Genomic DNA, 18,120 nt, shown 5'->3' with positions numbered 1-18,120 from the left:
CACTGCTACTGGCCCTGCAGGGCCCGCAGCCCCTGATGGCGCAGATGGGTGGCGCCCAGTTTCCGGGGGTCATCGGGAGCATGAACGTACCGGTCGACAGCATGAAGGCCCTGCGCTTCCGCTCGGTGGTGCCGCAGCAATACGACTTCAGCTGTGGATCCGCGGCGCTGGCGACCCTGCTGAGCTATCACTACGACCGTCCCACCGAGGAAACCACCACCTTCGACGGCATGTTCCGCCGCGGCGATCAGGATCTGATTCGTGCCCAGGGCTTCTCGCTCCTGGACATGAAGACCTACCTCGCCTCGGAGGCCCACCTTGCAGCAGATGGCTTCCGCATCGGCCTGGACGACCTTGAGGGGCTTGGCGTCCCCGCGATCGCGATGATCGAGACGCGAGGATACCGGCATTTCGTGGTCATCAAGGGGCTGCGCGATGGCGAAGTGCTGGTCGGAGATCCGGCCCTGGGACTCAAGAGCTATCGTCGCCCCGAGTTCGAGTCGGTCCAGGTCAACGACATCCTGTTCGTCATTCGCGAAGACGTGGAGCGTGCCCGCGCAAGCTTCAACGCCCCGCAAACGTGGGCGGCCATCACCCGGGCGCCCGTCGGCGAGGGTGTGGTGCGGCACGACCTCGGCCGATTCACCCTCAACCTCCCGCGAGCACGAGAATGGTGATGCCTGCGACAACCACGAACCGAACGGGCTTCGCCGAACCGCATGCTCCGCGGACGGGTCAGAGGCGCAGGTACTTGCGAGTGGTGCTGTGCTTCATACTGGCCGCCCTGCCCGCCACCGGATTCGCCCTGGACAGCCTCCCCGGCGCACAGGACCCGCGCGTGGTCCCCGATACGATCCTGGCCGAACAGCGTGGCGGCTTCTTTGGCCGCGACGGCCTGCAAATCGCGATCGGGCTGGACCAGATCACCTCCCTGAACGGCGAGACCCTGCACCAGACCACGCTGCTCCCGATCGGCCCCCTGAACCAGGCGGCGAGCCATGCCCACACGGCCAGTCGCATCATGATCCGCAGTGGACCGGATGCATTTCCGCCGCGGGCGCTGGTCACCGATTCGCTGGACGGCACGGGCTGGGTCACGACCATTCAGAATCAACTGGACGGCCAGGCGATCCACCACCAGACGATCATGCAACTGGAACTGCGCAACCTGCAAATGCCGCGCAGTGACCTCGGGCGAGCCATGGATCAGCAGCTTCTGGACGGCGGCCGCGGCTGGTAGTAACACCCGCCACAACCGCCCCTGCCACGCCCCTCAGAAACGCATCGGAACCCGTACCGTCATCTGGACGTCGGGCGCCGATTCCGTTACCCCGACACCGAGGGAGAAGTTCAGGCTGGTGCGTTCGCTCAGACGGTGCGACACCCCCCACAGCAGAGTCCCCACCTGGCGTCGTCCGAACACCGGCTCCAGCCCCGGATCGTTCTCCACGCGGGTACGAAACACCACGCTGTGGTCGTAGCCCAAGCTCATCGAGGTACGATCGTTCAGGCTGATGGCCATCCCGAGGCTGGCCCCGAAGGCATCCCCGGGATCGACCGTGCCGTAATCCGGCCCCACGTCGCGCTCGATGTTCCACAGGTAGCTGACGTTCGCGAACAGTACCGCAGGATCGGTCGGATAGATCATGGTCACGCTGGGCTGCACCGCCCAGAACCCGGAACCGGTCGGCTGTTCCAGGAAGATCTCGCCGAGACGATTGCCATCCTCGTCCACAATCCGGCGCCGATCCACCGAGAACGGGTCGGTCCCGGTGCGGCTCTTGGCCTTCAGGTTGCCGATAAAGAACGGTCGTCCTCGGTCCGCCGTGTTGAACTGATAGGACAATCCGAACTCGATATCGCCGAGACCACTGCCCGTGGACCCGGTGACCCGCTCCAGCTCGGTCCCCTCCAGGATGTCGCGGCGCCGCACCTGCTGCTCGCGGTAGACCCAGGGGATCTTCAGCCCGACCTCCAGTCGGTCGGTGAGCCCGTACCGCAATGCCACCGCCGCCGTCAGGGTATCCCGCTCCGTCTCGCTGACATCGATCAGCCCGATCGCCAGGGCCGGGATAATCGTGAAGCCTTCAATCGAGACATCCAGCGCGCTGCTGTGCACGTAGGACAGCGAGGGCTCGATCACCCATTGCCCCTGCGGCGTCAGCATGCCGCGCTCCTCGAAAACCGTGACCTGTGGCCCGGTGTCGCGCGGTGCATCACCGACCGCCTCGCGACCCTCCTGCGCAACCACCGTGGCCGAAAATCCCAGCAACAACGGGCCGACCATCAGCCCCGCCCCCCTCCTCCCGATCCAAGTCCCGTCCACGGTCATTCTCCCGGCCCCGCAAGGGGGCAACGAATACAGGAACCCACAGCCCGGTCACGCCGACCGGGCCTTGCGCGTCCCCCATCGGACCGCCTCCACGACACCAAACCGCCGGTTCAGTGCTTCTGTGGCCGCACCCCGTACTTGTCGAGCAAGCGATAAAGCGTCACTCGCCCCACTCCCAGTTGGCGTGCGGCACGCGACACGTTGTTGTCGCACTGCCCCAGCGCCCGTATGACCGTCTCGCGTTCCGCGCGGTCGCGCGCCTGCGCCAGCGTCTCCTGGCTGTCATCCCGCTCCTGCGCCGGGAATCCCAGATCCTCCGGCCGTATCAGGCGTCCCTCCGCCATGGTCACGGCCCGCTGGATGCGATTGACCAGTTCACGGACATTGCCCGGCCAGCGATGGCCATGGAGCGCCCGGACCGCTGCCTGGGTGAAGCCGCGCAGGCGCGGGTTCTGGCACCGGAAACGCTCGAAATAGAACTGCGCGAGCGCCATCAAGTCGCTCCCGCGATCGCGCAGGGGCGGCACATCGAGCTGAATCACGTTCAAGCGGTAGTAGAGATCCTCGCGGAAACGCCCCGCCTCGACGGCGCGGAACAGATTCATGTGGGTGGCCGCCAGCACCCGCACATCGACCTGGATGGGCTGCAGGCCACCCACACGCACCAGCGTCCCCTCCTGCAGGAAGCGCAGCAGGTTCACCTGAAGCTCGAGGCCCAGATCCCCGATCTCGTCCAGCAGCAGCGTCCCGTCATGAGCCAGTTCCAGCTGCCCGATCTTGCGCCGCGTCGCGCCGGTAAAGGCCCCCGCCTCGTGCCCGAACAGTTCGGACTGGATCAGCGGTGCCGGCAGCGCCCCGCAGTTGACCGCCACAAACGGACCGTCAGCGCGGCGCGACAGACGATGTACCGTCCGCGCCGCCAGTTCCTTCCCGGTCCCGCTCTCCCCGAGGAACAGGACCGGCGCTTCCGAACCGGCCACGCGCGTGAGCTGCCGCGCCAGGGACTGCATGGGGGCGCTGTGGCCAATAATCGGGCGTCCCTCGGCGGGCGCCGGGACCATCGCGGTGGGCTCGGACGGGGTCTCCAGCACGGCCATGCCACAGGCACGGCCCAGCGTGACCTCCAGACGGGCCTGATCCAGCGGCAGGGTATGGAAGTCATAGCAGTTATCGCGGATCAGGTCGCGCAATGCCGGACTCGGCAGCAACCCCGGATGGACCAGCGCAATCCATTTGACCTGCTGGTGGGCATTCACGAAGTCAATCAACTGCGACGGCAGGGGATGATCGAGATCCAGCAGACCCACCCGGACCCCGTCGAGGTCGGGCCAGGCGCGCGCCAGCGGGAAGCTCAAGCGGCGCAATCGCCAGGCACCCGAAAGGCGCAGCACGGACTCGCGGGCATGCCCACCGGCATCCAGCCAGGCCACCTCGCGGGGTGCACCCGTGGAGCAGGCCCGGAACACCTCCGCACCGAAGCCGGCCTGCGCGCCAGCCGAATCGACAATTCCGCTGGGCAGCGCAGGCCACAAGGCCCCGTTGATCTTTCCTGATCCGGACATGCTCTTCCCCGTCTGTCCGAAGAAATCCCTGGCGCCCCAGGTCCCGGGTGACGCTTTTCACCTTTTGGAGTATAGGCCGCTTCCGTCAAAAATCCGTTTCCAGGGATGACAAAAATGCTACACAGGCAGGCTACTGTCGGATTAATGACACCAAGGGGTCGCCGGGGCGATCGGCGGCGCATGAGGACCGACGCCGCCAGCGGGTCCGCCGGGCTCACATCAAGCCAGTGCCGGAGGGCCCGCCGTACTCAGGAAGCAGCCGAAGGATTGGGGAACAGGTGCCGCGGAATCCACCACAGGTACAGCGCCATCCCGACCAGCTCGACCAGGGACTGGAACACCACCACGACCACCGCGAGCTCCAGGCCCTGCGGCAGGGCCAGCGCGATCGGGAGCACCACGAAGGAATTGCGCGAGCCGAGGCTGAACGCCAGCACCCGCCCCTGCGCCACCGGCAGGTCGAACCCCCGGGCCAGCGCCCGCGCCAGCAGGGCCGCAACCACCAGAAAACCGGCAAAGATCAGCAGCAGCGGCAACAGCACGCCGACTCCGTCGAGCACCGTCGTGACCTGCGAGGCCGCGATAACGAACACCACCCCGGCCAGGAGCGGGACTGGCAGCCAGGCCAGGCCCGCGATCAGACGACCGCGCCCGGGATCATCGTCGGCCCAGCGCTCAGTCAGATACGCCAGAATCAGCGGGACCAGGATCAGGCCGGCAAAGGCCTTCAGCACGTCTCCGCCGGCCAGCACCAGGGTGAACTCGCCACCGAAGAGCCACCACAGATACAGCGGCAACAGGGAAAGCTGCAGCAACAGCGAAAGGGGAGAAAAGGCGATCGCCCGGCGCGTGTCACCCCCACCCAGATGGGTGAAAGTGATGAACCAGTCGGTGCACGGCACCAGCAGCACCAGCGCGATGCCCAGCAGGACCGCCGGACCGCCCGGCGCGACCTGAAGGATCGCCCAGACCAGCAGCGGGATCACCACAAAATTGCCGATCACCGCTGCCGCGAGCAGGCGCGGCTCGCGAAACGCCGCGCCCAGATGGGTTAGTGGCGTCTGCGTGAACGTGGCGTACAGCAACAGCCCCAGCACCGGCCAGAGCACGGCATCCAGCATCGCCCCGAACTCCGGCGCGGACAGGCCCAGGCCGAGCCCCAGGGCAATCGCCACCAGGTAGATCAGTACCTGGTATTGCTCCAGCCACTCGCGCATTCGCCAACGCCGCTCAAGGGCGGCGCACAAGAACTACCAGAGCCAGGTCTCGGGCTGCTCGATGGCGCGGTTGTCGTTGTTCGCCAGCAGGCCCTTGATGCAGCGCACCAGCAGCCAGACGATCAGGGCCAGGAAGATCACAAAGCCGATGCCGATCGGCGTGGTGATGGCCCCGATCACGGCGAACAACAACCCGATCCAGAAGGTACGGATCTGATAGGTAAAGTGGGAGACACTGACCGTGTCGGCCTCGCCGCGCTTGATGTAGGCGATGATCAGTCCTGCGATGGCGGTCAATGCGGTCAGGAAGCTCACCAGGTACAGCACGTACACCACGGTGACCATCGTGACGTCCTTGCGCGGCCCCGCCGCGGGCTCGCTGACGTCGCTGCGCACGACTTCCGGCTTGGGATCTTCGGACACCTGGCACCTCCTGTGGGTTGGGTCACGCCGCCAACTTAACAGACTTGCCGGTTCCCTACCCGGGCCCGCCGAGCACGATGAGGACGATGCCCGCCAGGGCGAAGACGAAACCGGTCAGTTGCACCCGCGACATGCGCTCGGCCTGGAAAAAACGCGCCATCAGCGCGGTCGGGGCCGGCGACAGCGCCCCGGCCACCGCGATGATCGACAGCAGGCCCATGCGCACGGCCACGACAAAGGCGAGCGTCGCCGCGGCCTGGAACAGACCGGCCAGCGACAGCAGCACCAGCGTGGAGCGGCTCATCCCGGTCTGCGGCCGGCGCACCAGCATCACCGCCAGCAGCGCCAGCGCGCCCACCGCCGAGGTCGCCACCACCGGCCACAGCGGCGAGCCCGCCTCGGCCTCGTTCAGGAACACGAAGACCAGCCCGAAGCAGACGCCGGCGATGGTCGCGTCCACCAGCCCGCGCACCGGGTGCGCCCCCCGGGCCAGCGCCATCAGGCCACGCACGGGCTCGTCCAGGCGGCGTGGACTCGCCTTGCGCGAACCGCCGGAGATCATCCCGATCGCGATCACGATGGCCGCGATCCCGGCCAGCGCCAGCGGGCCCGGCTGCTCGCCCATCACCAGCCCGACCAGCAGCGGCACCAGGGCCGAGATCACGCCGGTCACGGCGGCGACCAGCCCCATCGAGCCCTCGGCCAGGCCGTGGTAGTAGGCCAGCAGCCCGAGGGCCAGGGCGAGCCCCGAGGCTCCGCCCCAGATCAGGGCCTGGGTCCCGGGCAAACCCGCCAGCGGGAGAGCGACCACCAGCAGGACGACGGTGGCCAGGATCTGCGAATAGCAGGCGACCACCAGCGCCGGGATGCGCCGGGAGGCCAGGCCGCCAAAGAAGTCGCCAGCGCCGAAGCCCAGGGCCGTCAGCAGGCCGAGGAAAAAGGCCATGTCAGCCCCGGCCCGGGCTCGGAAGCCTCATGCGCGGCGCTTACTCGCCGGCCTCGTCGAGCAGGTCCTTCAGGGCCTCTTCGCTGCCGGCATGGCCAACACCGGTCACCACGCCCTCGCCATCCAGCAGGACCACGGTCACCTGTTCGCGCTCGTGCGGCAGGAAGCCGGCATCGGCCTCGCTGGAGGTCACCACGATGGAGTAGTCCCGCGCCTGCATGCGCGGCAGGACCACGTTCTGCATCGGCTGCGGCGGCATCTCGTGGATGTCGGCGATGTAGACGATCCCCTCGCGCTCGGCGGGGCTCATCTCGCTCAGGACCGCGTTGGCGACGCCGGCCGGGGCCGCCTCGACGGTCTTCAGGATTACGCGGGCATTGCCCGGCAGCTCGACCGGGTTCCCGTGCTGGTCATTCAGGCTGCGCTCGGGAAACGGCTGGCCCTCGGCGAACTCGGGCTCCGGACCGCCCCCGGACATGCAGCCGGCCACCAGCCCGGCGGCGAGCAGCAGGGCGGCGGGCAGAAGGGATCGGGCAACAAGCGACATGGCAGTTCTCCTGCGGATCGAGACATGGGATCGAAACACACGCGGGTGCGCGCGACAGCGGCGCCGATGGTAACGCATCGAGCGCGTCAGTAGACTGCAACCACCTTCACGGACGACCGCCCGCATGCTGCATTCGCTGATCAAGCTGCTGCGCCCGCACCAGTACATCAAGAACGGTTTCGTGTTCCTCGGCGTGGTGTTCGCGCACGAGTGGGGCGAACCCGGGACGGTGCTCGCCGCCAGCGTCACGTTCCTCGCATTCTGCGCGATCGCCAGCGCGGTCTACGTGCTGAACGACATCGTCGACGTCGAGGCCGACCGCCGCCACCCGACCAAGCGCGAACGCCCGATCGCCAGCGGCGCGATCGCGATCTCCACCGCCTGGGCGATCTTCGCCACCGCGGTCATTGTCGCGCTGGTCCTCGCGGCACTGGTCAGCACCTGGGTGATCGCGCTGATCCTGACCTACCTGGTGCTGAACGTGGCCTATTCCTGGTCGCTCAAGCACATCGTGATCCTCGACGTGTTCAGCATCGCCGCCGGCTTCATGCTGCGCATCCTCGCCGGCACCCTTGGCCTGGGCATCGAACCCTCGCAATGGCTGCTGCTGTGCGGGCTGATGCTGACGCTGTTCCTGGGCTTCGCCAAGCGGCGCGCGGAGCTCGCCGATGGCGCCATCGAACACACACCGGATCAGGACGGGACGCGGCGCGTGCTGCACGACTACAGCGTCAGCCTCCTGGATCAGTTCATCGCCATCAGCGCCGCCTGCACCGTGCTCGCCTACGGGCTCTACACGGTCAGCGCCGAGACCATCGCGCTGCATGGCACGGATGGGCTGATCTACACCCTGCCGTTCGTGATCTACGGCATCTTCCGCTACCTGTTCCTGCTGCACGCGCGCGGCGCCGGCAACGACACCTCGCGCGACCTGGTCACCGACCCGCACCTGCTGGCCACGGTCGCGGTATGGATGGGTGTGACCCTCGCCGTACTCGCATGAATGCGGTCCTGCTCTCCGGCTGGCGCCTGCGCGCGGTGATGCTCTCGATCATCGTTGCCGTCGCGCTGTACCTCGGGGTCATGCTGTGGGCGGGGGCAGACGAGGTCTGGCGTGCCCTGAAGCTGGTGGGCGTCGGCGGCGTCCTGCTGGCCCTGGGGCTGTCGCTGGTGAACTACAGCCTGCGCTTCACCCGCTGGCAGCTCTACCTGCGCACCCTGGGCCATGCCATCCCGACGCGCGCCAGCCTGCATATCTATGTGGCCGGCTTCGCCCTGACCACCACGCCCGGCAAGGCCGGCGAGGCCCTGCGCGGGGTGCTGCTGAAGCGCCGCCGGGTGCCCTACCCGGACAGCTTCGCCGCCTTCGTCTCCGAGCGCCTGTCCGACCTGATCGCGGTCGTGCTGCTGTCCCTGTTAGGCCTGACCCTGGTGGCCCAGGGCACCTGGCTGATCGCAGCCGGCGCGGCCCTCATCCTGGCGGCACTGATCGTGCTGTCCTGGCGGCGGCCGCTGGCCTGGCTGCAGCGCATCAGCGACCGCCCGGGCCAGCGTCTGTGGCGCAGCCTGCACCATGTCGCCACGATCCTGCTGCAGGCACGGCGCTGCCACCGCCCGGCCCTGCTGGCCGCGGCCACTGCCCTCAGCGTCATCGCGTGGAGCGCCGAGGCCCTCGCCTTCTGGTGGATCCTCAACGCCATGGGCTTCGAGGCCGGCTTCGCCTTTGCCGCTTTCGTCTTCGCCCTGGCCATGCTGGCCGGCGCGCTGAGCTTCCTGCCCGGGGGACTGGGCGGTACCGAGGCGGTGATGGTCGCCCTGCTGCTGTGGGCCGACATGCCGCCGGCCGACGCCATCGCGGCGACCATGCTGATCCGCTTCACCACCCTCTGGTTCGCGGTGATCCTGGGCCTGATCGCGCTGGCCACCAACCCCGAGGCGCGCGGCCACGAACACCCGGTGCAACCCCATGCGTAACGGTTCCTTTGTAGGAGGCCAGCCCCCTGGCCGATTGGGCGTGCGGTCGAGCTGTACCCGAGGGAATGTCGCACCCCCGGCAACCGGGGGCCTGCGGATGCGTGGACGCCCGCGCATTCACGCGCAGAGGATATTAGCTGCGCCCAATCGGCCAGGGGGCTGGCCTCCTGCAGGGGATCGCAACGACGAGGTGGGCGGGTGATGACTGCCAGCTGGAACCGCATCCCGCGGGTCGAACATGCCGCCGAAGTCGAGCTTGCTCACCGCGGCCGGCCGCTTCCCCCGGGCACGCCTCGCCCCCTGCTCGCCCACGGCCTCGGGCGCAGCTATGGCGACGTCTGCCTGAACCCGGGGGCCACCCTGCTGCATACGCCGGGGCTGGATCGCTTCGTGGCCTTCGACGCCACCACGGGACGGATCACCGCGGAGGCCGGACTGTCGCTGGATGCCCTGCTGCGCTTTGCGGTGCCGCGCGGCTGGTTCCCGCCGGTGGTGCCGGGTACCCGTTTTGTCACCCTCGGCGGCGCGGTGGCCAACGACGTGCACGGCAAGAACCATCACCAGGCTGGCACCTTCGGCGACCACGTACTCGGGCTGACCCTGCGCCGTTCCAACGGCCAGGTCCTGGAGGTCACCCGCGAGGCCAGCCCCGACTGGTTCGCCGCAACCGTGGGGGGGCTGGGCCTGACCGGACTGATCGAGACCGTGACCCTGCAGTTGATGCCGGTGCGCTCCGGCTGGATGCGCGCCTGGTCGCAGCGCTTCGACTCGCTGGATGCGTTCTGGGAGCTGAATGCGCAGGCCGAGCGCGAGTGGCCCTACACCGTCGCCTGGATCGACTGCCTGAACCCGGGCCCGAACGGCCGCGTCGGGCGTGGCATCTACGGCGCGGCACGCCACGCGGCCACCGCGCCTGTGCGCGGGGACTACCGCGAACGCCGGCGCAGCATCCCGCTGGACCCGCCCGTCTCGCTGGTCAACCGCCTGTCGCTGCGCGCCTTCAACCACCTCTATTACCGCCAGCCGGTGCACGCGACACCCCGTGCCGTGCACCACCAGCCCTGGCTGTTCCCGCTGGATGCGATCCGCCACTGGAACCGCATCTACGGGCACCAGGGCTTCTACCAGTACCAGTGCGTCCTGCCCCCGCATGCCGCACGGGACGGCGTGCAGGCCCTGCTGGATGCCATCGCCGCCAGCGGCCAGGGGTCGTTTCTCGCGGTGCTCAAGACCTTCGGCGACCGGCCCGCGCCGGGCATGCTGTCCTTTCCCCGCCCGGGTGCCACCCTCGCGCTGGACTTCCCGGAAAAGGGTCGCGACACCGCGCGCCTGTTCGCGCGCCTGGACGCCATCGTGCAGGAGGCCGGCGGTGCCCTGTACCCTGCGAAGGACGCGCGCATGCCGGCCGAAGTCTTCCGCCAGGGGTTCCCCGGCTGGGAGGCCTTCGCCGAGTATGTGGACCCCGAATTCTCCTCCGGCTTCTGGCGCAGGGTGACCGCATGAACCCGATGAACAACGTTGTCCTCTTTGGTGCCACCTCGGCCATTGCCTCCGCGGTGGCGCGGGAGCTGGTAGACACCGGCGCCCGGCTGTTCTGCGTGGCCCGCGACGGCGACGCCCTGGAGGCCCTGCTGGCCGACCTGCGGGTGCGCGCCGACGACCCGGAGGGCACCCGCATCCTCGGGGCCCGCGCCGATCTGGCCGATATCGACGGGCACGCGGCGCTGTGGCAGCAGGCGCAGGAGGCCCTGGGCGAGGTGGACAGCGTACTGCTGGCCTGGGGCACCCTGCCGGACCAGGCGGCCTGCAACGCCTCGGTGGACGCGACCCTGCAGGCGATCCACGTCAACGGCACCAGTGCCATCGCCCTGCTCGCGCTGATTGCCCCGGACTTCGAGGCCCGGGGCCGCGGCGTGATCGCCGCCATCGGCTCGGTCGCCGGGGATCGCGGGCGCCAGAGCAACTACGCCTACGGCACCGCCAAGGGCATGCTCGCGATCTACCTCCAGGGGCTGCGCAACCGCCTGTTCTTCAGCGGCGTGGACGTGGTCACGCTCAAGCCCGGCTTCGTGCGCACCCCGATGACCGAGGGCCTCAACCGCGCCGGCGCCCTGTGGGCCGAACCGGAAACGGTGGCCCGCGGCATCGTCCGTGCCATGCGCCGCGGCCGCGACGTCGCCTACCTGCCCGGCAAGTGGTGGGTGATCATGACCATCATCCGCCTGATCCCCGAATACCTGTTCAAGCGCCTGAAGCTGTAACCCTGAAGCCATAACGATGAACCGGAATGACACGCGGCCGATCGTGCTGTTCGACTTCGACGGCACCCTGACCCGGCGCGACAGCCTGTTCCCCTTCCTGCGCCACGCACTGGGGACAGCGGCCTTCCTGCGCCGGCTGCCGGACTGCCTCCCGGCGCTGATTGGCCTGGCACTGAAGCGGCTGTCCCATCAGGACGCGAAGGAGGCGGTGCTGACCCGTATGCTGGCCGGCGAGACCCTCGCCCACCTGCAGGCCAGGGGCCGTGAATTCGCCGATCGCGGCCTGGACCGCCTGCTGCGCCCGGCCGGGATGCGCGCCCTGCGGGCCCATCGAGATGCAGGCCATGACTGCGTACTGGTCTCCGCCTCGCTGGATGTCTGGCTGCAACCGTGGGCCGAGCGCTACGGGCTCACCGGCGTGGTCAGCTCGCGCCTCGCGGTGGATGACGCCGGTCGCGTCACCGGGCGCCTGGACGGCACCAACTGCCGGGGCGCCGCCAAGCCGGCGGCGGTCGCCGCCTGGCTGGCCACCCTGCCCCCGGACGAACCGGTCGATCTGGTCGCGGCCTACGGCGACAGCGCAGCTGACCAGCCGCTGCTGGCGATGGCCGGCAGCGGTTACCGCCTGCGCCGGGGCCGCTTCCGGCGTGTCCACGGGCCGTCGGTAGAGGGGGCCCCCGAGTGAACCCGACAACCACAACCTGGCCCTGGCTCGCCCGTCACTACGGCGCGATTATGCTGGCCGTGCTGCTGGTCAAGATCGGCATGGCCTGGGCCCTGCCGATCACCGGCGACGAGGCCTATTTCCTGATCTGGGGACAGAACCCGGATCTCGGCTACTACGACCACCCGCCGATGATCGGCTGGTGGCTGGGCGCCATCCTGCCCCTGTCGGAGCACCCGCTGGCCATCCGTGCCCTGGGTATTTTCGTCTCCATGGCACCGGCGCTCGCGATCTTCCTCTGGTGGCGGCATACCGATCCAGTCCGCGCGCGCCTTGTGTCGCTGCTGGCGCTGTTCATGCCGCTGTTCTTCATCGCGGTGATCACCGCGACGGACACCCCGCTGATCCTGTTCAGCCTGCTGGCCACAGCCCTTGCCTGGCAGGCCCTACGCACCGGCGCGGCGCACTGGTTCCTGCTCGCCGGCCTGGCCCTGGGGCTGGCGTTCCTGTCCAAGTACTTCGCGGTCCTGCTGGGGATTGCACTGGGGCTGCATATCCTGCTGTTCGCGCGGCAGCACTGGCGCGGCCTCCTGCTGATCATCCTCGGCGTGGTGCCGGCGGTGGCGCTCAATCTGTACTGGAACTGGGGCAACTGCTGGTACAACGTGATGTTCAACATCGTGAACCGGCACGGCGACGGCGGCTTCGACCCCGGCAACTGGCTGACCTACGCGATCCTGCTGCTCTACCTGTTCACGCCCTGGCTGCTGTGGTTCTACGCGCGTCAGTGGCGGGCGCTGGCCGCCGGCATCCGCGCGCACCAACTGGGCGTGTTCCTGTCCGCCGGACTGATCCCGCTGCTCCTGTTTGCCCTGCTCGCCCCGTTCAAGAGCATCGGGCTGCACTGGCTGGCCGCCTTCGCCCCCTTCCTGCTGCTGCCGGCGCTGTTCCTGAATGTGCGTGCACTGACCATCAGCGCCTGGCTCTCCGGGGCCCTCGCCGTGCTGCACGCGATCGCGATCCTGACGATCGCGCTGATGCCGGTGGAATGGCTGAAGGGCCAGGATCGCTACGCCGACGCGGTGTTCTACCTAGCGCCGGAATCGGTGGCCGCGGTGGTCAACGAATACGACGCCGACTGGCACGTCTTCACCCGCAGCTACTCGCGCTCGGCGGTGCTGGGCTACTACGCCGGACGCGAGGTCGGCGTGTTCGGCCCCGGCTCCCACTACGGCCGCCAGGACGACCTGCTCACCGACTTCCGCGCCCTGGACGGCGCCAACCTGCTCTACGTCCCCACCCGCGGCGAGCTGGATCCGGCGCAGGTCGAGCCCTACTTCGACGAGGTGCGCATACGCGAAGTCACCATCCGCGGCGTCGACTGGACCCTCGCCGAGGGCCGCGGCTTCGACTACGCCGCCTACCACGACCAGGTCCTCCAACCGATACTCGAGCGCTACTACGACTTCCCGGCCTGGCTGCCGGAGGGCCGCTGCGCCTTCACCGACCGCTACACTCGCGAGACGGACTAAGCCCCCGGAAAACCGCTCCTGCAGGGCTCACGCCAGGTTGTAGCGATGCATCTTGCGCCAGAGGGTCGTGCGGTCCATCCCCAGTTCCCGAGCCGTCCGGGTTCGGTTACCAGCGTTCGCGATCAGGGCCTCGCGCAGGCGGCGGGCTTCCGCATCTTCCGAGGCACGAGCCAAGCTGTCTTCGGCAACCGCATCGGGCGGGCTCGTCGTGTCGGCACCTTCGCCATCATTCGACGGCAGGTTGGCGGCCGCCGACTGGATGCCGGAGGTTGCTTGCACCAGTGGATCGGACAGTTCGAAGTCACGAATCTCGCCGTTGCGTGAGCGCAGGCACATGCACTGGAAGGCATTCTCGAGCTCGCGAAAGTTTCCGGGCCACGAGTACGCCATCAGCTTGCTCCGCAGATCGGACGCGAGACGGACTTCATTGGCCGACTCGAATTCATCGAGCGCCTGCTGCAGGTCGAGAGGGCGCTCGCGCAGCGGCGGAAGGAAAACCGTCGCTACGGCAAGGCGGTAGAAGAGGTCGCTGCGAAACTCGCCAGAAGCAACAAGGGAACGCAGATCCTTGTTGGAAGCGGCCACGACGCGTACGTCAACGATCCGGGACTGATTCTCGCCGACCCGCTCGAAGGTGCCGTCCTGAACTGCTCGCAGCAGCTTGGCCTGCAGTTTCGGGCTCATCTCTCCGATCTCGTCCAGGAACAGCGTACCCCCATGGGCCGCCTCGAACCGCCCCTCGCGGTCGTTCACGGCTCCGGAGAAGGCCCCGCGAACGTGGCCGAACAGCTCCGACTCCAGGAGTTCTTCCGGGATGGCGGCGCAATTCACCTCGACGAAGGGTTTTCCCGCCCGCGGGCTGAGCCGATGCAGGGCGCGTGCGACGCGCGTCTTGCCGGTGCCGGACTCGCCCAGTATGACCACACGCACGTCACTGCCGGCCACCTTGCGGGCAAACGCGAGTGCCTTGCGGCATTCCCCGTCCAGCGAGCGCAGGGTATCCGTCGGCCAGGCCCGGGCCGTGGTCAGCGTCTCCGACTCTTCGCTACGCCGTCGCAGGGGTTGCAGGGTGATCAAGCGTAGCCGCTCGTCGCCCTGCATGCGCACCGACTGCTCGATCACGCGCAGCGGCAAGGACTCCCCGTCAAGGTCGACGGACAGCGTGAAATCCACGTTCGCCATGGGTCCGGCATGAGCGTTCGTACTCGCATCATCCAGCGCTTGGCGCAGATCGAGCGGCCCCAGGCGGGCCAAGGTGAGAGGGACGTTTTCCGGAAGGTTGAAGAGGGTATGGAAGGCAGGGTTACCGAAGACCACGTTGTCTTGATCATCGACGATGATGTGCGGGTCTCGACTGTGTCGAATGCAGATCTTCGCCAATTCCGTTCCGGTCATGTCGCCTCCCGCCCCACAAGACGTTGGTGGGGACCGGCGGGACGTTACATGCAGATTTTATTTCACCGCAACTATTTGCAGACATCTGTGAGGGACTTTGCCGGCTGCCGGATCAAGGCCCGATGCGTTGCACTGTTGCGGATCCATGTTGCGAAAGCGTTGCAACGAAAGTCCACGTAAAAAAAATACCTTATCAACGGAGACCCGCGGCCACGCACGCCTCTCGGTCAATGGCACACCAATTGCTGACTTCCCCGGAAGGATGATTCGTCCGCTGGCCGCCGTGTGTGCCCCCTCTCTCCAGGCTACGCGTCTTCCAGTGAATCGTCCGAACTATGGAGAGGGCCTGGAAGCGCCGTCGTAGCCGCTCTTCGCGGATGAATCGATGACCGGGCCCAAGGCGGTGCGGGCCGGAAGCCCGCTCCCTCCGGTCGAACGGAGGGCTGTTTGCCATGTTTGTTCTCCTTTCGGCCTGCTCCGTGGGAGCGGGCCTCTTTTGGAGAGCAGGATGGCTGCCAAGCCGAAATACAGGGCGCTTCGCCCGCGTTCCCGGGGGCCAGGGGGCCCACACCGGAAGCTCGGGCCACGTTCCCGGGATGCGCAACGTGCGGGCTTGATCCCGCCGGCGCGATAACGGTCCGGACCATGCAGCCGGATCCGAGGATGAAGGCAGTTATCGAAAGCTGTCGCCCAATGAATCAGCCATTCGATACAGAGGAGTCTGTTCATGAAGACGCGAACCTACATCGCGGGGTTTTTTTCCGCGCTCGTCCTGACCAGCGCGGCTCCAGCCGTGTCCGCCGATACCAGCGACGAGATCACCCGGGGCCAGTTGATGGCCGCTTCCTGTAAGGCCTGCCATAACGCGGCAGGTGCCAACGACGGCGTCACTAATTTGTCCACCCTTTCGGAAAACCTGATCGCCAGCCAGATGCGCGCGTTCCGGGATGACCAGCGCGATGGGACGATCATGAATCGTCACGCCAAGGGATACACCGATGAAGAAATCGACGCCATGGCAGCGCACTTCGGCCATCAATAACAGGGGATACATCATGAGTCATTTCACGCGACGCAGTTTTCTTAAGGTGGCCGGAATCACCGGGGCCGCGACATTCACTGGCATTGGCTGTGCGCCCAGCGATTCACAAGCATCCAACGGCGCCCATGTGGTAGTGGTCGGGGGCGGCTCTGGGGGAGCGACCGCCGCGAAATATCTGAAACAGTTTTCGCCGACCCTTCGAGTCACGCTGATCGAGCCCAACGCCACGTACTACACCTGTTACGGGAGCAATTGGGTCCTCAGTGGTTTTGCCTCGATGGACGACATCGCTCAGACCTACGACAGCCTGCGCGACAATCATGGCATCGAGGTGGTGGCGGACCGCGTGACGGCCGTCGACGCCGAGAACCGTCGCGTTCACTTGCAAGGCGGCGACCGGGTCAGCTACGACCGCCTGATCATGTCGCCCGGCATCGACTTCAACTACGATTCGGTAGAGGGAATCAGCGAATCCGATGCGGAAGCGATTCCCCATGCCTGGAAGGCTGGCGACCAGACCCGCCTGCTGCGCGATCAGCTAGAGGAAATGCCGAACGGCGGCGTGTTCGTAATGGTCGCGCCACCCAATCCTTTCCGCTGCCCCCCGGGACCCTACGAAAGGGTCTCGCTGATCGCACACTACTTCAAGCAACACAAGCCGCGGTCGAAGATCATCGTGCTTGACGCCAAGGACGGCTTCTCCAAACAAGGCCTGTTCGAAGAGGGCTGGGCAGAGCACTACGGTGACATGATCGAATGGCGCGCGGCATCCGAAGGCGGTCTGGTCGAAGCCGTGGATGTGGCCGAGAAAACGGCCCGCGCCGACAGCGGGTTCGAGCGCGTCAAGGCTGACGTCATGAATTTCATTCCTCGCCAGCGGGCCGGAAAAATCGTCCGTGACGCGGGGCTGGTCAACGACGAAGGCTGGGTACCGGTCAATCAGCAGACCTTCAAGACCGAGGCCGACGCCAATGTCTACGTCCTGGGCGACGCCAGCGTAGCCGGCGCCATGCCGAAGTCCGGCCATTCGGCCAACAACCAGGGCAAGATCGTCGCGGCAGCGGTTGTCCGCGAATTGTCCGACCAGGAGCCGTTGAACCCTTCCTCGGCCAATACCTGCTATAGCCTGGTGACCCCGAATCACGGGATCAGCGTGGCCGCGGTATACCAGTACAAGGACGGAGCGCAGTCCGGCGTTGAAGGTGCCGGCGGGGTGAGTCCCTCCGGAGCCAGCGCAGAATTCCGTGCCCGCGAAGCCGGATACACGCAAGGCTGGTACAACGGCATCACTGCGGACATCTGGGGTTAGCGAACCGCAAGCATTGCCCTGGAGGTGTTTCCGCTTCAGCCGGGGACAAGCAACGCTTGTCCCCTTTTTATTCGGCAGCGACCGACCCGCGCTGGTGAGTCCTCGCCGAAGGCCGCGGCTTCGACTACGCCGCCAACCACGACCAGATCCTGGAACCGGTGCTCGCCCGCTACTACGACTTCCCGCCTTGGTTACCGGAGGGCCGCTGCGCCTACACCAACCGCTACCGCGCGGACTGAACCTGCGTCTGCCACCGCGGTCTCGATTAGCACCGGCGATGGTTGCCACCGAGGGCCGCCATTGGCCATTCTGTACGGCTGAATACAAGTTCCGGAGCACACCGAATGACTATCCGCCCCCTGCGCGCGGGCCTGATCCCGGCCCTGTTTCTTCTCCTGCCCGGCCTGGCGCTGTCCCAGCAGGCCGATCCGCAGATGCAACAACAGATGCAGCAGCAGGAGCCGGAGACCACGATCCACCAGGACTGGGAGGTCGCCTGTATCGAGACGCCACAGGGCGAGCGTTGCCGGATGCAGCAGACGCTGGAGATCCAGGACGAGCAGGCGCAGGGGCTATTCCTGCAGGCGACCGTACGCCGCGAGGGCGACCAGCACATCATCGAGATCCTGGTACCGCTGGGCGTCGACCTGCGCCCCGGCATCCGTATGCAGGTGGACGATGCGGGCGAAGAGATGGATGCGGGCTACGTGACCTGCGTGCAGCAGGGCTGCGTCGCCGGGCGCGAACTGAACAGCGAACAGATGAGCGCGCTGCGCGGCGGACAGGCCCTGACCGTCGCCTTCCGTGCCCTGCACCAGGAACAGCCGTTCGTGTTTGACGTATCCCTGATGGGCTTCACTGACGCCAGCAACCAGCTGCAATAACCGGCGGCGTCACCAGCGACCCCACCCAGCGA

At 67.2% G+C, this 18,120-nt stretch carries 18 protein-coding genes; 11 read left to right on the top strand and 7 right to left on the bottom strand.

Annotation, left to right across the window (positions count from 1 at the left end; all coding sequences use genetic code 11):
- Window positions 1-35 precede the first annotated feature (35 nt).
- Both D107_RS0106660 and D107_RS0106655 read left to right on the top strand, forming a co-directional pair.
- Complete coding sequence (locus D107_RS0106660) at window positions 36-677, top strand: C39 family peptidase (protein WP_231291107.1); 642 nt, start codon at window positions 36-38, stop codon at window positions 675-677.
- A gap of 80 nt (window positions 678-757) precedes the next feature.
- The gene (locus tag D107_RS0106655; RefSeq protein ID WP_018881073.1) at window positions 758-1,240 is read left to right on the top strand and encodes a hypothetical protein; all 483 of its coding nucleotides are present in this window, start codon (window positions 758-760) and stop codon (window positions 1,238-1,240) included.
- A 33-nt stretch (window positions 1,241-1,273) separates the two neighbouring features.
- Here the strand turns inward: D107_RS0106655 and D107_RS0106650 are convergent, their stop codons facing one another.
- The 6 genes from D107_RS0106650 to D107_RS0106625 all read right to left on the bottom strand — a co-directional run bounded on the left by D107_RS0106650 (window position 1,274) and on the right by D107_RS0106625 (window position 7,027).
- Window positions 1,274-2,287, bottom strand: a complete 1,014-nt coding sequence (locus D107_RS0106650; RefSeq protein ID WP_017941670.1) for a transporter — start codon at window positions 2,285-2,287, stop codon at window positions 1,274-1,276.
- Window positions 2,288-2,442: 155 nt separating this feature from the next.
- The gene (locus tag D107_RS0106645) at window positions 2,443-3,894 is read right to left on the bottom strand and encodes a sigma-54 dependent transcriptional regulator (protein WP_038035216.1); all 1,452 of its coding nucleotides are present in this window, start codon (window positions 3,892-3,894) and stop codon (window positions 2,443-2,445) included.
- A 248-nt stretch (window positions 3,895-4,142) separates the two neighbouring features.
- Entirely contained in the window at window positions 4,143-5,111 is a 969-nt protein-coding gene (locus D107_RS0106640) for an arsenic resistance protein (protein ID WP_018881071.1), read from the bottom strand.
- A 33-nt stretch (window positions 5,112-5,144) separates the two neighbouring features.
- A complete protein-coding gene (locus tag D107_RS0106635) occupies window positions 5,145-5,534 on the bottom strand; it encodes a hypothetical protein (protein WP_018881070.1) in 390 nt (129 codons plus the stop codon).
- A gap of 55 nt (window positions 5,535-5,589) precedes the next feature.
- Window positions 5,590-6,480, bottom strand: coding sequence for an EamA family transporter (locus D107_RS0106630; protein ID WP_018877675.1), 891 nt, complete (start codon window positions 6,478-6,480; stop codon window positions 5,590-5,592).
- 40 nt (window positions 6,481-6,520) lie between these two features.
- Window positions 6,521-7,027, bottom strand: coding sequence for a hypothetical protein (locus tag D107_RS0106625; RefSeq protein WP_018877676.1), 507 nt, complete (start codon window positions 7,025-7,027; stop codon window positions 6,521-6,523).
- Window positions 7,028-7,151: 124 nt separating this feature from the next.
- On the opposite strand from D107_RS0106625, the gene D107_RS0106620 reads away from it, so the two are divergent.
- From D107_RS0106620 to D107_RS0106595, 6 genes are all read left to right on the top strand, one after another.
- Entirely contained in the window at window positions 7,152-8,030 is an 879-nt protein-coding gene (locus tag D107_RS0106620; RefSeq protein ID WP_018866015.1) for a decaprenyl-phosphate phosphoribosyltransferase, read from the top strand.
- The gene (locus D107_RS0106615; protein WP_018879577.1) at window positions 8,027-9,001 is read left to right on the top strand and encodes a lysylphosphatidylglycerol synthase transmembrane domain-containing protein; all 975 of its coding nucleotides are present in this window, start codon (window positions 8,027-8,029) and stop codon (window positions 8,999-9,001) included. The genes D107_RS0106620 and D107_RS0106615 overlap by 4 nt, the downstream gene beginning before the upstream one ends.
- Before the next feature lie 201 nt (window positions 9,002-9,202).
- Window positions 9,203-10,504, top strand: coding sequence for an FAD-binding oxidoreductase (locus D107_RS0106610; RefSeq protein ID WP_018879576.1), 1,302 nt, complete (start codon window positions 9,203-9,205; stop codon window positions 10,502-10,504).
- A 5-nt stretch (window positions 10,505-10,509) separates the two neighbouring features.
- Window positions 10,510-11,262: an SDR family oxidoreductase gene (locus tag D107_RS0106605; RefSeq protein WP_018879575.1), complete on the top strand. Its 753-nt coding sequence runs from the start codon at window positions 10,510-10,512 to the stop codon at window positions 11,260-11,262.
- Between the two features lie 16 nt (window positions 11,263-11,278).
- Window positions 11,279-11,947 carry an HAD-IB family hydrolase gene (locus tag D107_RS0106600; RefSeq protein WP_018879574.1) on the top strand — a complete coding sequence of 223 codons (669 nt, stop codon included), beginning with the start codon at window positions 11,279-11,281 and terminating at the stop codon, window positions 11,945-11,947.
- A complete protein-coding gene (locus D107_RS0106595) occupies window positions 11,944-13,458 on the top strand; it encodes a glycosyltransferase family 39 protein (RefSeq protein WP_026280760.1) in 1,515 nt (504 codons plus the stop codon). Before D107_RS0106600 ends, D107_RS0106595 begins: the two co-directional genes overlap by 4 nt.
- 27 nt (window positions 13,459-13,485) lie before the next feature.
- Here the strand turns inward: D107_RS0106595 and D107_RS0106590 are convergent, their stop codons facing one another.
- The gene (locus D107_RS0106590) at window positions 13,486-14,853 is read right to left on the bottom strand and encodes a sigma-54-dependent Fis family transcriptional regulator (RefSeq protein WP_018879572.1); all 1,368 of its coding nucleotides are present in this window, start codon (window positions 14,851-14,853) and stop codon (window positions 13,486-13,488) included.
- Window positions 14,854-15,580: 727 nt separating this feature from the next.
- Here D107_RS0106590 and D107_RS0106585 point away from each other — a divergent pair.
- From D107_RS0106585 to D107_RS0106575, 3 genes are all read left to right on the top strand, one after another.
- Window positions 15,581-15,895, top strand: a complete 315-nt coding sequence (locus tag D107_RS0106585; RefSeq protein WP_018879571.1) for a c-type cytochrome — start codon at window positions 15,581-15,583, stop codon at window positions 15,893-15,895.
- Between the two features lie 13 nt (window positions 15,896-15,908).
- Window positions 15,909-17,204 carry an NAD(P)/FAD-dependent oxidoreductase gene (locus tag D107_RS0106580; RefSeq protein WP_026280759.1) on the top strand — a complete coding sequence of 432 codons (1,296 nt, stop codon included), beginning with the start codon at window positions 15,909-15,911 and terminating at the stop codon, window positions 17,202-17,204.
- A gap of 344 nt (window positions 17,205-17,548) precedes the next feature.
- On the top strand, window positions 17,549-18,088 hold the full coding sequence (locus tag D107_RS0106575; RefSeq protein WP_018877683.1) for an invasion associated locus B family protein: 540 nt from the start codon (window positions 17,549-17,551) through the stop codon (window positions 18,086-18,088).
- Window positions 18,089-18,120 lie beyond the last annotated feature (32 nt).

Origin of the sequence: Thioalkalivibrio sp. ALE30 (assembly GCF_000377465.1) — a bacterium.
In the GTDB taxonomy this organism is placed as follows: Bacteria; Pseudomonadota; Gammaproteobacteria; order Ectothiorhodospirales; family Ectothiorhodospiraceae; genus Thioalkalivibrio.
Note: the sequence above shows the minus strand (reverse complement) of the source record. Positions and strands in the feature narration are given on the sequence as shown.

Excerpts from the sequence above, each read along its gene's own strand:
- D107_RS0106620 (WP_018866015.1), top strand. The coding sequence starts at position 7,152 with ATGCTGCATTCGCTGATCAAGCTGCTGCGCCCGCACCAGTACATCAAG.
- D107_RS0106615 (WP_018879577.1), top strand. The coding sequence starts at position 8,027 with ATGAATGCGGTCCTGCTCTCCGGCTGGCGCCTGCGCGCGGTGATGCTC.
- D107_RS0106580 (WP_026280759.1), top strand. The coding sequence starts at position 15,909 with ATGAGTCATTTCACGCGACGCAGTTTTCTTAAGGTGGCCGGAATCACC.
- D107_RS0106605 (WP_018879575.1), top strand. The coding sequence starts at position 10,510 with ATGAACAACGTTGTCCTCTTTGGTGCCACCTCGGCCATTGCCTCCGCG.
- D107_RS0106590 (WP_018879572.1), bottom strand. The coding sequence starts at position 14,853 with ATGACCGGAACGGAATTGGCGAAGATCTGCATTCGACACAGTCGAGAC.
- D107_RS0106610 (WP_018879576.1), top strand. The coding sequence starts at position 9,203 with ATGACTGCCAGCTGGAACCGCATCCCGCGGGTCGAACATGCCGCCGAA.
- D107_RS0106585 (WP_018879571.1), top strand. The coding sequence starts at position 15,581 with ATGAAGACGCGAACCTACATCGCGGGGTTTTTTTCCGCGCTCGTCCTG.
- D107_RS0106645 (WP_038035216.1), bottom strand. The coding sequence starts at position 3,894 with ATGTCCGGATCAGGAAAGATCAACGGGGCCTTGTGGCCTGCGCTGCCC.
- D107_RS0106660 (WP_231291107.1), top strand. The coding sequence starts at position 36 with ATGGCGCAGATGGGTGGCGCCCAGTTTCCGGGGGTCATCGGGAGCATG.
- D107_RS0106640 (WP_018881071.1), bottom strand. The coding sequence starts at position 5,111 with ATGCGCGAGTGGCTGGAGCAATACCAGGTACTGATCTACCTGGTGGCG.
- D107_RS0106650 (WP_017941670.1), bottom strand. The coding sequence starts at position 2,287 with ATGGTCGGCCCGTTGTTGCTGGGATTTTCGGCCACGGTGGTTGCGCAG.
- D107_RS0106625 (WP_018877676.1), bottom strand. The coding sequence starts at position 7,027 with ATGTCGCTTGTTGCCCGATCCCTTCTGCCCGCCGCCCTGCTGCTCGCC.
- D107_RS0106630 (WP_018877675.1), bottom strand. The coding sequence starts at position 6,480 with ATGGCCTTTTTCCTCGGCCTGCTGACGGCCCTGGGCTTCGGCGCTGGC.
- D107_RS0106600 (WP_018879574.1), top strand. The coding sequence starts at position 11,279 with ATGAACCGGAATGACACGCGGCCGATCGTGCTGTTCGACTTCGACGGC.
- D107_RS0106575 (WP_018877683.1), top strand. The coding sequence starts at position 17,549 with ATGACTATCCGCCCCCTGCGCGCGGGCCTGATCCCGGCCCTGTTTCTT.